We start from the raw sequence: 272 nt of genomic DNA, 5'->3' as shown, positions 1-272 counted from the left end.
GACATTAAATTTCCATATAAATTTCTAAAAAGAATATTCATTAAAAAAGTAAAAATGAAAATCACAAATAACCATGAGTTTTCAGCATACTTTTCATTAAAAAATATCTTCAAAATATCTTTACTGAAAAATGCACAGACAACAAAAATTAAGCTACAAACAGGAATGAAAAATTTATAATATCCTGAAATATAACTCTTAAGAAAAGTTTTATTCGTATAATTCTTAGCCAACAACGGAAAATCACTTTGCATAAAAGCTAAAGCAAGAAA

At 23.5% G+C, this 272-nt stretch carries 1 protein-coding gene; it reads right to left on the bottom strand.

Going from position 1 to position 272, the window contains the following annotated elements:
* Window positions 1-272 (bottom strand): hypothetical protein (locus tag SB725_RS31270; RefSeq protein ID WP_410923290.1); only part of this gene is annotated, 272 nt, incomplete at both ends.

Origin of the sequence: Pseudomonas sp. SIMBA_041 (genome assembly GCF_046535095.1) — a bacterium.
Taxonomy (GTDB): Bacteria; Pseudomonadota; Gammaproteobacteria; order Pseudomonadales; family Pseudomonadaceae; genus Aquipseudomonas; species Aquipseudomonas mucoides.
This window is presented reverse-complemented; position numbering and strand designations above follow the sequence as displayed.